Annotated in this window: 14 protein-coding genes and 1 tRNA gene; 11 read left to right on the forward strand and 4 right to left on the reverse strand. The window is 56.1% G+C overall.

Annotated elements, in window-relative coordinates:
* Positions 1–36 precede the first annotated feature (36 nt).
* Entirely contained in the window at positions 37–1,404 is a 1,368-nt protein-coding gene (locus tag C4S59_RS07455; RefSeq protein WP_103909838.1) for a class II 3-deoxy-7-phosphoheptulonate synthase, read from the reverse strand.
* Positions 1,405–1,580: 176 nt separating this feature from the next.
* On the opposite strand from C4S59_RS07455, the gene C4S59_RS07460 reads away from it, so the two are divergent.
* From C4S59_RS07460 to C4S59_RS07495, 8 genes are all read left to right on the forward strand, one after another.
* Positions 1,581–2,603, forward strand: coding sequence for a GlxA family transcriptional regulator (locus C4S59_RS07460; protein ID WP_103909839.1), 1,023 nt, complete (start codon positions 1,581–1,583; stop codon positions 2,601–2,603).
* A gap of 88 nt (positions 2,604–2,691) precedes the next feature.
* Positions 2,692–3,888, forward strand: coding sequence for an ABC transporter substrate-binding protein (locus tag C4S59_RS07465; RefSeq protein WP_103909840.1), 1,197 nt, complete (start codon positions 2,692–2,694; stop codon positions 3,886–3,888).
* 95 nt (positions 3,889–3,983) lie between these two features.
* Positions 3,984–4,760, forward strand: a complete 777-nt coding sequence (locus C4S59_RS07470; RefSeq protein WP_103909841.1) for an ABC transporter ATP-binding protein — start codon at positions 3,984–3,986, stop codon at positions 4,758–4,760.
* Between the two features lie 38 nt (positions 4,761–4,798).
* Entirely contained in the window at positions 4,799–5,512 is a 714-nt protein-coding gene (locus C4S59_RS07475; RefSeq protein ID WP_103909842.1) for an ABC transporter ATP-binding protein, read from the forward strand.
* Between the two features lie 2 nt (positions 5,513–5,514).
* Positions 5,515–5,877, forward strand: a complete 363-nt coding sequence (locus C4S59_RS07480; RefSeq protein ID WP_103909843.1) for a hypothetical protein — start codon at positions 5,515–5,517, stop codon at positions 5,875–5,877.
* A 21-nt stretch (positions 5,878–5,898) separates the two neighbouring features.
* On the forward strand, positions 5,899–6,909 hold the full coding sequence (locus tag C4S59_RS07485; RefSeq protein ID WP_103909844.1) for a branched-chain amino acid ABC transporter permease: 1,011 nt from the start codon (positions 5,899–5,901) through the stop codon (positions 6,907–6,909).
* On the forward strand, positions 6,906–8,204 hold the full coding sequence (locus C4S59_RS07490) for a branched-chain amino acid ABC transporter permease (RefSeq protein WP_200813180.1): 1,299 nt from the start codon (positions 6,906–6,908) through the stop codon (positions 8,202–8,204). Before C4S59_RS07485 ends, C4S59_RS07490 begins: the two co-directional genes overlap by 4 nt.
* An 87-nt stretch (positions 8,205–8,291) precedes the next feature.
* Positions 8,292–8,987: a response regulator gene (locus C4S59_RS07495; RefSeq protein ID WP_103909845.1), complete on the forward strand. Its 696-nt coding sequence runs from the start codon at positions 8,292–8,294 to the stop codon at positions 8,985–8,987.
* Positions 8,988–8,994: 7 nt separating this feature from the next.
* Here C4S59_RS07495 and C4S59_RS19485 read toward each other — a convergent pair whose 3' ends face one another.
* Both C4S59_RS19485 and C4S59_RS07500 read right to left on the reverse strand, forming a co-directional pair.
* The gene (locus C4S59_RS19485; protein WP_146064515.1) at positions 8,995–9,219 is read right to left on the reverse strand and encodes a hypothetical protein; all 225 of its coding nucleotides are present in this window, start codon (positions 9,217–9,219) and stop codon (positions 8,995–8,997) included.
* 158 nt (positions 9,220–9,377) lie between these two features.
* Entirely contained in the window at positions 9,378–10,664 is a 1,287-nt protein-coding gene (locus C4S59_RS07500; protein WP_103909846.1) for an ATP-binding protein, read from the reverse strand.
* A gap of 48 nt (positions 10,665–10,712) precedes the next feature.
* On the opposite strand from C4S59_RS07500, the gene C4S59_RS07505 reads away from it, so the two are divergent.
* The 3 genes from C4S59_RS07505 to C4S59_RS07515 all read left to right on the forward strand — a co-directional run bounded on the left by C4S59_RS07505 (position 10,713) and on the right by C4S59_RS07515 (position 12,246).
* On the forward strand, positions 10,713–11,627 hold the full coding sequence (locus C4S59_RS07505; RefSeq protein WP_103909847.1) for an MBL fold metallo-hydrolase: 915 nt from the start codon (positions 10,713–10,715) through the stop codon (positions 11,625–11,627).
* 79 nt (positions 11,628–11,706) lie between these two features.
* A tRNA-Asn gene (locus C4S59_RS07510) sits at positions 11,707–11,781 on the forward strand.
* Positions 11,782–11,937: 156 nt separating this feature from the next.
* Positions 11,938–12,246, forward strand: coding sequence for an SHOCT domain-containing protein (locus C4S59_RS07515; RefSeq protein ID WP_103909848.1), 309 nt, complete (start codon positions 11,938–11,940; stop codon positions 12,244–12,246).
* Positions 12,247–12,256: 10 nt separating this feature from the next.
* Here the strand turns inward: C4S59_RS07515 and C4S59_RS07520 are convergent, their stop codons facing one another.
* On the reverse strand, positions 12,257–12,997 hold the full coding sequence (locus C4S59_RS07520; protein ID WP_103909849.1) for an IclR family transcriptional regulator: 741 nt from the start codon (positions 12,995–12,997) through the stop codon (positions 12,257–12,259).
* Between the last annotated feature and the right edge of the window lie 16 nt (positions 12,998–13,013).

The raw sequence follows: 13,013 nt of genomic DNA on the forward strand, positions 1-13,013 counted from the left end.
AAAGGGCGCGAGCTGATCCCGCGCCCTTTCTAGAAATCAGCCGTTTGCGGCCTGTGCGCTTTCGCGGCGCGCTGTCAGCTCTTCTGCCACGAGGAACGCAAGTTCCAGCGACTGGGATGCGTTAAGGCGCGGGTCGCACGCGGTGTGGTAACGGTCCGACAGGTTTTCATCGGATACAGCGTAAACACCGCCGGTGCATTCGGTCACGTCCTGACCTGTCATCTCGAAATGAACGCCGCCGGGAACTGTGCCCTCGGCTTTGTGCACGGCAAAGAACTCACGCACCTCTTTCAGAACGGAGTCGAACGGACGTGTTTTGTAGCCCGAGCTGGATTTGATGGTGTTGCCATGCATCGGGTCACAGACCCAAGTCACATTTGCACCGGCCTCTTTTACAGCTTGGATCAAACGCGGCAAGTGTTCAGCGACCTTACCCGCACCGAAACGGGCGATCAGCGTCAGGCGGCCCTCTTCGTTTTCGGGGTTCAGTTTCTGCATCAGAACCTTCAGATCTTCTGCCGTCGTTGTCGGGCCGCACTTCAGACCGATCGGGTTCAGAACACCGCGTGCAAATTCCACATGCGCGCCATCGGGCTGACGGGTACGGTCACCAATCCAGATCATATGGCCAGAACCCGCCACCCATTTGCCGGAGGTCGAATCCATACGGCAAAGTGCCTCTTCGTATTCCAGAAGCAGCGATTCATGGCTGGTGAAGAAGTCGACCTTGCGCAGGTCGTGCGTATTCTCGGAATCCAGACCTGCGGCCTTCATAAAGTCCAGCGTGTCGGAAATGCGGTTCGCCATATCGCTATAGCGCGCGGTTTCTGCGGAATCGGTAAAACCGAGCGTCCACGAATGAACCTGATGGATGTCCGCGTAACCACCCTGAGAAAACGCACGCAACAGGTTTAGCGTTGCGGCGGCCTGCGTGTAGGCCTGAAGCATACGCTTGGGATCGGGAATGCGGGATTCCGGAGTGAAATCCAGATCGTTGATGATGTCACCACGGTAGCTGGGCAGTTCTACGCCATCCACGACCTCGGTCGGCGCCGAACGCGGCTTGGCGAACTGGCCCGCCATACGGCCAACTTTGACCACGGGCACCTTGGCGCCGTAAGTCAGAACAACCGCCATCTGCAGCATGACCTTGAACGTATCGCGGATCGAGTCAGCCGAGAACTGGTCAAAGGCTTCGGCACAGTCTCCACCCTGAAGCAGGAACGCTTCGCCACGACCAGCAGCAGCAAGTTGCTTTTTCAGCATGCGCGCTTCACCGGCAAAGACCAGCGGCGGATATTTCGACAACTGCGCTTCAACCGCGTGCAGGGCATCCTGATCGGTATAATCCGGCATCTGAATGCGGGGTTTGTTGCGCCACGTTCCCTTTTGCCACTCGGTCATTGATTTGTTCTCCGGTCAATCGATCTGTTTGCGATAACGCGGTCGTCTATAAACCAGCCATTTATGCGTGACCACAGCAGATTTTATTCTCTATGCTTGACCTGCTGGCACAGTTCTGAACTGTAACGCAATTCTTCTTTCGTCGAGGAAGTGATTCACTTAGCCAAGGTCGCACCATGGACAGAAGCCAAAAATCCATTTCGGTCACGCCCGCGGAAAAGCCACGACGCTTTGTTTTCGTGCTGCTTCCCAACTTCACGCTTCTCAGCTTTGCGGCCAGTATCGAGGCCCTCCGGGTGGCCAACCGCATGGCCGGCGCGCGTCTTTATGAATGGACCGTCACGGGTGAAGGCGGTGACACGATAACCTGTTCCGCTGGAACCGAGTTCAAACTGGATTGCGATTTGCCGGAATTGCGGCGCGATGACGTGATCATTCTTTGTGGCGGTCTGGATGTGCAGAACGCCACGTCCAAACGTCTGCTCAACTGGCTTCGTCGCGAGGCGCGGCATGGTTTGAAGATCGGCGCTGTTTGTACTGCATCCTATGCCTTGGCGGCCGCAGGATTGCTGGATGGCAAACGCGCGACGATTCACTGGGAAAACCACGATAGCTTTTCGGAAGTGTTCGAGAACATCAATCTGACCAAGTCGGTCTACGTTCTGGATGGCAACCGCTTTACGGCGGCGGGCGGCACGTCTGCGATCGACCTGATGCTAAAGCTGATTGCGGACGAACACGGCCCTGATCTGGCAAACTCTGTGGCGGATCAGCTGGTCTATTCTGCGATCCGCACGGATCAGGATACGCAGCGTTTGTCCGTGCCGACACGTATCGGCGTGCGCCACCCCAAGCTGGCTCAGGTCATCCGCATGATGGAAACGCACATCGAAGACCCCATCAGCCCCGCCATTCTTGCGCAGGACGTTGGAATGTCGACCCGTCAGCTTGAACGTTTGTTCCGCCGGTACCTAAGCCGGTCACCAAAACGGTACTATATGGAGCTGCGTCTACAGAAGGCTCGGAACCTTCTGATGCAGACAGATATGAGCGTGATCAACGTGGCATTGGCCTGTGGTTTCACAAGCCCGTCGCATTTTTCGAAATGCTATCGCGCGCATTATCAAACCACGCCGTATCGCGAACGCGGCACCCATGGATCACGGATTGCAGACGAAATTCCAGACGACGAAACGTGACGTAAGGGCCAAGAAAAATCGTCCTTTCCTTTTCCCATACTCAGCCCTAACTTTGACCGCAGGATCAAATCCTGACAGGGAGTATGTCATGAAAAAAATGTTGTTGGCCACTGCAGTTAGCGCGCTTTACGCAGGTGGTGCTTTCGCCGCAGGCCATGCGTCCGAAGCGAAAATCGGTGTGATTCTGGGCTTTACGGGCCCGATTGAATCGCTGACGCCCGCCATGGCGGATTCCGCCGAATTCGCAATCAAAGAAGTGAACGAAAGCGGTCAGTTCCTGGACGGCGTGACGCTGGTTCCCGTTCGCGGTGACTCGACTTGTGGCGACGCGGCGGCCGGTTCCGCAGCGGCCGAGCGTCTGATCACAGCTGACGGCGTTGTCGCCATCATGGGCGCGGACTGCTCCGGTGTCACCGGCGCGATCTTGTCCAACGTTGCCTTGCCGAACGGCGTTCCGATGATCTCGCCCTCTGCGACATCGCCGGGCCTGTCCACAGTAGAAGACAACGGCTTGTTCTTCCGCACCTCGCCCTCTGACGCACGTCAGGGCGAAGTTCTGGCGGGCGTTCTGGGCACCAACGGTGTGACCTCCGTTGCAGTCACGTACCAGAACAGCGACTACGGCAAAGGACTGTCCGACAGCTTTATCGCTGCGTTCGAAGCTGCTGGTGGCTCCATCACGCTTTCCGCACCGCACGAAGACAACAAAGCGGACTACTCGGCTGAAATCGCTGCGCTTGCATCTGCCGGTGGTGACGTGCTGGTTGTTCTGGGTTACGCCGACGCTGGCGGTAAGGGCATGATCCAAGCTGCGTCCGACACAGGCGCATTCGACACGTTCATGCTGGGTGACGGCATGTACGGCGACGCCCTGCTGGCAGATCTGGGTGACGTGCTGGAAGGGTCCTACGGCGTTGTTCCGTGGTCCGAAGGTGAAGGCACAGACAAGTTCAACGAACTGGCCACAGCGGCCGGCATCGAAGCAGGCAGCGCCTATACCCGTGAAAGCTATGACGCAGGCGCTCTGATCGCGCTGGCGATGGCCAAAGGTGGCGAGGTTTCTTCCGCAGCGGTTGCCGCGAACGTTCTGGACGTTGCAAACGCACCTGGCGAACCGATCCTGCCGGGTGAACTGGGCAAAGCGCTTGAGATCATCAAAGCTGGTGGTGACGTTGACTATGTCGGCGCAACCAACGTTGAACTGATCGGCCCGGGCGAAGCGGCAGGTACATACCGCCACTACGCAATCAAAGGCGGCGCTTTCGAAACGGTTGAAATCCGCTAAGATCTTAGATCACTCGCAAAGCTTGCGGCCCGGGCATACCGGGCCGTTTGCCATATAACAAAGGCCGCAAAGGCCTGATGAAGGGATGACATCACGTGATACGGGTTGAAAACCTGCACCGCCACTTTGGCGGCTTTCGCGCTGTTGATGGCGCCACTCTGGAAATCGCTCCGGGGTCGATCACAGGCTTGGTCGGTCCGAACGGTGCGGGAAAGTCCACACTTTTCAATGTGATCGCTGGCGCCCTGCCGCCGACATCAGGTCGGGTCATCATGGATGGCGAAGACATCACGGGGCTACCTCCGCACGAGCTGTTCAAGAAGGGCCTTCTGCGGACCTTCCAAATCGCGCATGAATTTTCGTCTATGACATGTCGCGAGAACCTGATGATGGTTCCATCCGGCCAAGCGGGCGAAAAGCTGTGGAACACATGGTTCAACCGGAAACAAATCCGTGACGAGGAAGCGGCCCTTTTGACAAAGGCCGATGAAGTTCTCGATTTTCTGACCATTTCCCATCTGAAGGACGAAAAGGCAGGTAACCTGTCCGGCGGTCAGAAAAAGCTGTTGGAACTTGGTCGCACTATGATGGTCGAGGCCAAGATCGTCTTTTTGGATGAAGTCGGCGCGGGCGTGAACCGCACTTTGTTGAACACCATCGGCGACGCGATCCAGCGGCTGAACAAAGAACGCGGCTACACCTTCTGCATGATCGAACACGACATGGAATTCATTGGCCGTCTTTGCGATCCGGTGATCGTCATGGCCGAGGGCAAGGTTTTGGCCGAAGGCACGATCGAAGACATCAAATCGAACGAACAGGTCATCGAAGCCTATCTTGGCACGGGCCTTAAAAACAAAGAACCTGCGTGAAGTTTTGCGCTTAAGGCGTTGTAAAAAGGATAAATCGGGTGAGCGAACCTTACTTGATCGGTGAAAACATGACCGGCGGATACGGCAGCGGTGCCGATATTCTGCATGGCTGCACTTTAAGCGTCGAAAAGGGCGAGATCGCTGTGATCGTCGGCCCGAACGGCGCCGGTAAATCTACCGCGATGAAGGCCGTGTTCGGGATGCTGAACCTGCGAGAAGGCTCGGTTCGTTTGGATGGCCACGATATCACTGCCCTGACGCCGCAAGAACGCGTTGTGGCGGGCATGGGCTTTGTTCCGCAGACACACAACATTTTCACGTCGATGACGGTGGAAGAGAACCTTGAAATGGGTGCCTTCATCCGCACCGACGATTTCCGCGATACGATGGAACAGGTCTATGATCTGTTCCCCATCCTGCGCGACAAACGCAATCAGGCGGCAGGTGAACTGTCTGGCGGCCAGCGTCAGCAGGTTGCCGTTGGGCGCGCGTTGATGACCAAGCCCAAGGTTCTGATGCTGGATGAGCCGACCGCTGGCGTGTCGCCCATCGTTATGGACGAACTGTTTGACCGCATCATCGAAGTGTCGCGCAGTGGTATTCCGATCCTGATGGTCGAACAAAATGCACGGCAAGCTCTTGAAATCGCAGACAAAGGCTATGTTCTCGTCCAAGGTAGCAATGCGTTCACCGGAAGCGGCAAGGATCTGTTGGCAGATCCCGAAGTCCGCAAGAGTTTCCTTGGAGGATGACTATGTCTGTTTCTTTTCGTCTGCCTTTGATCGCCGGTTTGATCGCCCTGCCCGCGTTGGCGCATGCCGAGTCCCTGACCTGTGCGTTCGACACCGAGTGTCTGGACGCAGAGGCATGCAACGCGACCGACTATGAAGTTACCTTTGGCGCCCTTGATGATCGCTGGTTGATGTCGTCCATCGCGGGCGAGCGTCCCTTTGATCAACTGGCCGAAGAAGACGGCGGTCGGGCTTTTGTTTCGCCGAACACAAACGGTGCTGTCGGCCTTTTGCAGATCGGACCGGATGGCAGCAGCAACTACGTCGAGATCGGCATCGCCTTCCCTTATCGCGCGTCCTATTCGGGTCAGTGCACCCCATCCTAACCTCAGTCAGGCCCTAATCTTATGGATCTTCTGAACGCTCTTGTTGCCTTTGGCAATTTCGTCTTTGTCCCCGCCGTGGCCTATGGCAGCCAGTTGGCGCTGGGGGCGCTTGCCGTGACCTTGATCTACGGCATCCTGCGGTTTTCCAACTTTGCCCATGGCGACACGATGGCCTTGGGCACCATGGTGACGATCATCGCAACATGGGGTCTGCAATCGGTGGGCATCTCGCTTGGGCCGCTACCGACGGCCCTTTTTGCCATTCCGGTTGGCATTGCGTTCACGGCTGTTTTGGTTTTGGGCACAGACCGTTTGGTCTACCGGTTCTACCGCAAACAAAAGGTCGCTCCGGTTATCATGGTGATCGTGTCCATCGGGGTGATGTTCATCTACAACGGCCTGACCCGTCTGGTTCTGGGGCCGGATGATCAGAACTTTGCGGATGGCGAACGTTTTCTGATTTCCGCACGTGATTTCAAAGCGATGACAGGTCTTTCCGAAGGTCTGGCGATCCGAACGACGCAAGTCTTGACCGTGGTAACAGCCATTCTGGTTGTCGCTGCGCTATTCTGGTTCCTGAACCGTACACGCACGGGCAAATCCATGCGTGCCTATTCCGATAACGAAGATCTGGCTCTGCTGTCCGGCATCGATCCTGAGCGCGTCGTGCGTGTGACGTGGATCATCGTCGCAGCACTCGCGACCATCGCAGGCGTTCTTTACGGGCTCGATAAAACCTACAAACCCTTCACCTATTTCCAACTGGTTCTGCCCATCTTTGCCGCGGCGATTGTCGGTGGCTTGGGGTCGCCCTTGGGCGCCATTGCAGGTGGCTTTGTCATCGCGTTTTCGGAAGTGGCGATCACCTATGCGTGGAAAAAGGTGTTGGTCTACGCCCTGCCCGAACCTTTGGAACCCTCAGGTCTGATGCAGCTTCTGTCCACCGACTATAAGTTCGCGGTCAGCTTTGTGATCCTTGTCATCGTTCTCTTGTTCCGTCCGACCGGCTTGTTCAAAGGAAAATCGGTATGACACAGACTATGCGTACCACGCTTCTTTTCGCGCTTGTTGCCGTCCTGATCATCGGAACCGGCATCGTGCAAAGCTGGAACTCGGCCTTGTTTATCCTGAACATGGGTCTGGTCAGCGCGGTCATGGCCTTGGGCGTGAACCTTCAATGGGGGCTGGCGGGCCTGTTCAACGTCGGCATCATGGGGTTTGTCGCGCTGGGTGGCTTGGCCGTCGTGCTGACATCGACCCCGCCGGTGACCGAAGCATGGGCCGCCGGTGGCCTGCGCATTATTGGCGGTCTGGTTCTGGGTGCGCTTTCCATCGCGCTGGCCATTCTGACATGGCAAAAAGCGCCGCGCAAATGGCGGGGATACGCGGTGGCGGCCATCATCATCGGGGGTTTCTTCCTGTTCCGCGCGGTGTTTGATCCCGGTGTTGCGGCGGTCGAGGCTTATGATGCAGCGATCAGCGGTAACCTTGGTGGACTTGGCCTGCCCGTTCTTCTGTCGTGGCCCATGGGTGGTCTGCTGGCAGCGGGTGCCGCGTGGTTCATCGGGAAAACGGCGCTTGGCCTGCGGTCCGACTATCTGGCGATCGCCACACTAGGTATCGCCGAGATCGTCATCGCCGTCTTGAAAAACGAAGACTGGCTGGCCCGCGGCGTGAAGAACGTCATCGGTCTGCCCCGTCCGGTGCCTTACGAAATCGACCTGCAAAACGATCCGGCCTTTGTGGAACGGGCTGCGTCTTTGGGATTGGATGCGACTACCGCCTCGACGCTCTGGGTAAAACTGCAATACAGCCTGCTTCTGACAGCGGTTCTAGTGTTGATCCTTGTTCTGGCACAGCTGTCCCGCAACAGTCCTTGGGGCCGTATGATGCGGGCGATCCGTGATAACGAAACAGCGGCGCGTGCGATGGGCAAGGATGTCACCAAACGCCATTTGCAGGTTTTCATCCTCGGCTCTGCCATTTGTGGTATCGCTGGTGCGATGATGACCACGCTGGATGGCGCGTTGACACCGACGACCTATCAACCACTTCGTTTCACCTTCTTGATTTGGGTGATGGTCATTGTTGGCGGATCCGGAAATAACCTTGGCGCGGTTCTTGGAGGTTTCCTGATTTGGTTCCTGTGGGTTCAGGTCGAACCGATGGGCCAGGCCCTGATCAACGGGATCACCATGGGTATGGGCGATGGCGCGCTTAAGGATCATCTTCAGGATAGCGTGCAGCACATGCGCCTTCTGACGATGGGTGTTGTGTTGCTTGTCGTGCTCCGGTTCAGTCCACGTGGGCTGTTGCCGGAACGGTAAAAACGTCTCCTACTTTTGGGCAAGCGACGAAAACCGGTGAATTGGCTATAATGCCCTACGCGCCAAGAATGCGAGGCTCAGAACCCAATGACGCAGCTGACCGATAGCGTGCAAAAAGCACAGCCGACCCATGCTCTGGTTGTCGATGATCATCCGTTGTTTTGCGATGCGATGACGCTGACTTTGACCTCGATTGCCGATTTTACCGAGGTTGATACAGCCGGAACACTGAACGATGCGCTGGCCAAGATCGAAGCCAAGCCGATCGACTTCATCATCCTCGACCTGCATTTGCCTGATGTGAACGGCTTGGACGGGTTGGTGCGCCTGCGGCGGGCAGCCCCAAAGGCGGCCATCATGATCGCATCGTCATTGGCAGATCATCGGATGATCAGCCATGCGATCAAAGCGGGTGCCAACGGCTATGTACCCAAACATTCGCAGCGCTCGGTTTTCCGTAAGGCAGTTGATGCCATTGTCGAAGGCAAAACCTTTGTACCCGAAGGCTACATCGATCCCGAAGACGACAGCACAGGCCGTACAGCCCCCGTTGACGCGCTTGAGAGGCTGTCGACCCTGACCAACCAACAGGCCCGTATTCTAAGCCTGATTTGCGAAGGCCGTCTGAACAAGCAAATCGCCTATGAACTGTCGATTGCAGAAACCACGGTCAAAGCCCATGTCACGGCCATCATGCGCAAGCTTGGCGTCCAAAGCCGCACTCAGGCCGTTCTGATCGCTCAGGAAGCAAGCTTTAACCGCGTTCTGCCAAACCCCGAATAAACGCCGTTCACGACCCTTTCAGTCGCGTCGGGCAATTCCCGTGCGCATTCGGTTTGCCAACATGGTGTGGGTTCAACACCAGATACCACTGTGTCCCGTAACCCGGCGCGCTGGTTCGTGAATAGGTGCAGTTGTCCTGCGTGGTAAACCACTGTTCCTTGTAGTCCGCCGACGGGGCAACATGCACCTTTGGGTTCACGGCTGCAGGGCCTGCGGTTGCTGCAAGGGGCAAACTGCTTCCAGCAATTCCAAGGGCTAAAGCGGGCAAAACACGATGAAGCATTACTCTGTCCTTTTCTGATCTGATGATCAGAGAAAGCCAGCGGTCAAAGACAGCCTCGGGGCACAAATTTGTCCGCAACGCGGAGCAAATCGTTAATTATACTTAAATTATCGCGCGATCACGATGTCGGCGCGCAACCCGCCGAGTGTTTCGCTTTCGCCCAAGCGCAACACACCGCCGTGCGCACGCGCGATGTCCGCCGCAATCGCAAGGCCGAGACCCACGCCCGACCCACGATCCTGATTTCTGGAAGGATCCAGTCGTACAAAGGGGCGCACCGCTTCTTCCCTTTGTTCAGGTGCAATACCCGGACCGTCATCTTCCACACGGATACGCAATGCGCGTTCCGTGATGGAAACGCTGACCTCGCACGTCGATCCATAGCGCACCGCATTGCCGATCAGGTTCTCAATGGCCCGGGACATGGCCGTCTTTTTCAAAGACACCTCGCCCTGCCCTTCGGTATCCAACTGAACCACCTTTTGGCCAGCGTCCTGAAATTTACCGACGATGCCGGTGACCAATTTGTCTGGATCAACTTTTTCGGCCACACCACTTTCTGAATCGCCACGGGCAAAGTCCAGAAACGCATCGATCAATCGCTGCATATCCTCGACGTCGCGCTCTAACGGTTCGCGATCTTCGTCTTCAAGAAACGAAAGCCCCAGCTTCAACCGTGTCAGCGGCGTCCGCAAATCATGACTTACCCCCGACAGCATCATAGTCCGTTGTTCGATCTGGCGTTCGATCCGGTTCCGCATATCCAGAAACGCGTTACCTGCCGCGCGGACTTCGACCGCGCCGGACGGCGAATAAGGTATATGCCGACCCCGGCCAAAGGCTTCGGCCGCGGCAGACAGACGGGCGATGGGACGCAGCTGATTACGAAGATACAGAAACGCGATGAACGTCATCAAAGCCCCGAAGAACACCATATTCACCAAAAGCTGATGAGGGTTCGGCGCAGAGACCAGATCACGGGAGAAACGGTAGCGTAGGATATCGTCACCATCTTGACGATACAGAAACACGATTCTGTCGTCAGGCAGGCTGACACGAATAATGTCCGGGTTCTTTGCACGAAGTTCTCGAATAACCACGCGACCGGCAAAGTCATACCATTGATAGCTGTCTGCATCCGGCACCTGACTGGGAGTAACAGTGGAAATCCTGAAATCCAAAAGGTCCAAAATTGCCGGATCGTCAGTGGTCTTTGAAATCAACAAGGCCCGCGACAGCTGATCTGTCAGCTGTTCGGTCACACCTTCGAAATGGCGTTGGATAAACACCACTGAAACAACAAGTTGCAGCGTGACAACCGGCAAAACCAGAATAAGCAAAGCTCGCGCATAAAGACCGCGCGGCATGTATTGTTTGAGCCAACGGAACATCATGCGCTAAAGCTATCCAAAGCATGTCAGCGACACCATCAAGAAAGTGCCATGAAAGATCCCGATCCCAGTTTTCAGCCCGTCCATGGCCAAATCGAAACGCTTGAACCCGGCATTCGCCGGATCGTCGCCCCGAACCCGTCACCAATGACCTTTCGCGGAACGAATACGTTTGTCCTTGGGGAAAAGGAACTGGCCGTGGTTGATCCGGGTCCGATCAGCGAACCGCATCTGGACGCAATTCTTCAAACAATCAGCAACGCTACGCCGCTGAAATACATTCTGGTGACCCACGCCCATCTTGATCACTCGCCTCTGGCCGCGCGATTGTCTGAGATGACCGGTGCACCGATCGTGGCCTTCGGTGATGCACAGGCTGGTCGAAGCGAAATCATGCAGGAACTGGCGCAAAGCCAGCAGATCGGCGGCGGCGAAGGTGTTGATGTCAGGTTCAAACCCGATGTCATCGTGGACCATGACACCACGCTCGATCTGGATAGCGCACAGATCGATATTCTTCATACACCCGGCCACTTCGGCAATCATATCAGCATCGGGTTCAATCGGGCGCTGCTGTCTGGTGATCTTGTTATGGGCTGGGCCACGACGCTTATTTCGCCCCCTGATGGCGACCTTACCGATTTCCGAAACTCGTGTAACATGCTGCTGGCGCGCGATTGGAACAGCTTCCATCCTTCCCACGGTGCCCCACTGACCGCACCGAATGAACGGTTGGAAGAACTGCTGGCCCATCGCAACATGCGCGAAAACCAAATTCTCGACCGCCTTCAAGGCGCGCCACAAACAGCAAAATCCATCGCAGCGGCAATCTACACCGAAACACCCGCCGCACTGCTTCCTGCCGCGGAACGTAACGTCATGGCACATCTCATTGATCTTACGAGAAGAAAGGTCATTGAACACGAAGGAAACCTGCATGTCGCTTCCGGTTTCAAAGCAATTTGAGCGATCTGAAATTTTTTCTGCATTTTTGTGAAAACTGGGCTGGACGACCGGAATCCACATTGCTATATCGCCCCCATGTTCCGGCGTAGCTCAGCGGTAGAGCAGTTGACTGTTAATCAATTGGTCGTAGGTTCGATCCCTACCGCCGGAGCCATAAAAAGCCTCTAAGCTTAACCGCTTAGTGGCTTTTTTGGTTTTTCGGACGACGAAAAATTCACGCACAGATTTCCGGCACATTTTTGCTCTAGATCAAAGCGCAGGTCGCAGGTGTTCCATAGAAACGAAGAACAGCATCGCAAAGGATTATGCTATGAAACGTTTCGCCTTTCTGTCTGTCGTCATGGCCAGCCCCGCCTTCGCCGATCAACAAGGCTACTATGGATACGGCCATATGGATGGCTATGGATACGGTATCGGGATGATGTTCGGGCCCGTGTTATGGCTGATCGTTATCGGTTTGATAATCGCCGGCGTCATCTGGATGGTTCGCCGTTCCGAACGCGCATCCGCTTCAGGCAAGCCATCCGGTGCCCTAGCGGAACTGGATCTTCGATTTGCGCGCGGTGAGATCGACGCAGATGACTACGCCGCCCGGAAAAAGCTTTTAACAGCAAGCTGACCCTTACGCTTTATGTGGCCCGCGATCCCAGTTCCTGACTGATGCGGGCTGCTGTCGTTTGACAGATTGTGCGATAGGCCCTCGGCTGTTCGTCGTAGCGCGATTTGGGAATGCAGATGCTGATCGCGGCCAACGGAATTTCAGTATGATTCCGTAAAAGCGCCGCAAGACAAACGATATCGCGTTCCGTCGCAATCGGGCCTTCCGCAAAACCGCGCCTCGCCATGTCATCCAGTTCCGCAGTCCGCCGATCCGGAGGAAGCAAGGGGGTTCGTGCGTGGGTGTGGTCACCCCAATAGGCATTTTGACGTGCTTCGCCGGCCACTGACAGATGGAGCATGCCCACGGGCGTTTCATGAACATCCAGGCCCTGGTCCAGTATCCCGCGTGCAACCCGCAGCGCTTTCCACCCTTCGATCGCATCAGCCACCACCAAACGGGATCGATCCAGAACCGTCAGGTGAACCGTTTCGCCATAGTCCTTCACCATGCGCTCCAGAATGGGTCTGGACGTGTCAACCAAGGACGATGTGTTGATCAGGACGCGGTACAAAGATGCGATCATCGGGCCCAATCGATAGCGCCCGCGCCCTACCCTCTGAACCATGCCGATTTTCCGCAATTCATCCATCAGATCATGCGTACCGCTGGTTGACAGATTCATACGGCGCGCTATTTCCGAAAGACCGAGTTCGGGATCGTTTTCGGAAAATAGCCGCAAAATGTCCCCGACTTTCCGGATTGTCCCCATGATCGCATCCTCTGAA

The organism is Thalassococcus halodurans (assembly GCF_900108225.1).
Taxonomy (GTDB): domain Bacteria; phylum Pseudomonadota; class Alphaproteobacteria; order Rhodobacterales; family Rhodobacteraceae; genus Thalassococcus; species Thalassococcus halodurans.

What these genes read in the sequence shown, in the direction of transcription:
- C4S59_RS07455 (WP_103909838.1), bottom strand. Translation starts at nt 1,404, where the DNA reads ATGACCGAGTGGCAAAAGGGAACGTGGCGCAACAAACCCCGCATTCAG.
- C4S59_RS07460 (WP_103909839.1), top strand. Translation starts at nt 1,581, where the DNA reads ATGGACAGAAGCCAAAAATCCATTTCGGTCACGCCCGCGGAAAAGCCA.
- C4S59_RS07465 (WP_103909840.1), top strand. Translation starts at nt 2,692, where the DNA reads ATGAAAAAAATGTTGTTGGCCACTGCAGTTAGCGCGCTTTACGCAGGT.
- C4S59_RS07480 (WP_103909843.1), top strand. Translation starts at nt 5,515, where the DNA reads ATGTCTGTTTCTTTTCGTCTGCCTTTGATCGCCGGTTTGATCGCCCTG.
- C4S59_RS07485 (WP_103909844.1), top strand. Translation starts at nt 5,899, where the DNA reads ATGGATCTTCTGAACGCTCTTGTTGCCTTTGGCAATTTCGTCTTTGTC.
- C4S59_RS07490 (WP_200813180.1), top strand. Translation starts at nt 6,906, where the DNA reads ATGACACAGACTATGCGTACCACGCTTCTTTTCGCGCTTGTTGCCGTC.
- C4S59_RS07495 (WP_103909845.1), top strand. Translation starts at nt 8,292, where the DNA reads ATGACGCAGCTGACCGATAGCGTGCAAAAAGCACAGCCGACCCATGCT.
- C4S59_RS07500 (WP_103909846.1), bottom strand. Translation starts at nt 10,664, where the DNA reads ATGATGTTCCGTTGGCTCAAACAATACATGCCGCGCGGTCTTTATGCG.
- C4S59_RS07505 (WP_103909847.1), top strand. Translation starts at nt 10,713, where the DNA reads ATGAAAGATCCCGATCCCAGTTTTCAGCCCGTCCATGGCCAAATCGAA.
- C4S59_RS07515 (WP_103909848.1), top strand. Translation starts at nt 11,938, where the DNA reads ATGAAACGTTTCGCCTTTCTGTCTGTCGTCATGGCCAGCCCCGCCTTC.
- C4S59_RS07520 (WP_103909849.1), bottom strand. Translation starts at nt 12,997, where the DNA reads ATGGGGACAATCCGGAAAGTCGGGGACATTTTGCGGCTATTTTCCGAA.